Origin of the sequence: Corallococcus terminator (assembly GCF_003611635.1) — a bacterium.
Classification (GTDB): domain Bacteria; phylum Myxococcota; class Myxococcia; order Myxococcales; family Myxococcaceae; genus Corallococcus; species Corallococcus terminator.
In genome coordinates, this window is the sequence record NZ_RAVZ01000852.1 from 1 (window position 1) to 391 (window position 391).

1 protein-coding gene is annotated in these 391 nt (G+C 75.4%); it reads right to left on the bottom strand.

The features are described from left to right. A partial coding sequence (locus D7V88_RS42450; protein WP_147449198.1) for a trypsin-like peptidase domain-containing protein occupies positions 1-289 on the bottom strand: 289 nt, incomplete at its 3' end. Between the last annotated feature and the right edge of the window lie 102 nt (positions 290-391).

A 391-nucleotide genomic window follows, 5' to 3' on the forward strand; every position in this document is an offset into this window, starting at 1 on the left:
GGGGGAGGGCGGGGGCGAGGTTCGGCACGGACAGCCGCAGGAGGGCCAGGTCGCGCCGCTCGTCCACGGCGGCCACCTGCACCACGGGGGTGCGCAGGCCGTCGGGCAGCACGGCGGTGATGGAGCGCGCGCTCGCCACCGCGTGGAGGCTGGTGATGACGTGGCCTTCGGCGGTGAGGACGAACCCCGTGGCGGTGTGACCGCCCAGCTCCAGCAGCACCAGGGAGGCCCCCGCTCGGCGCACGGCCTCGGCGGTCCGCGCGTGGCGGGCCTGCTCATCGTCGGACATCGCAACCCCCGCTTGTGAATCCCGGGCCGGCATTCCCAGCGGGTGAAGCCTGGGGAGGTGGCCCGGCCTTCCTTGTAGCAGCCCGGCTGCCCCCCGCCCAAC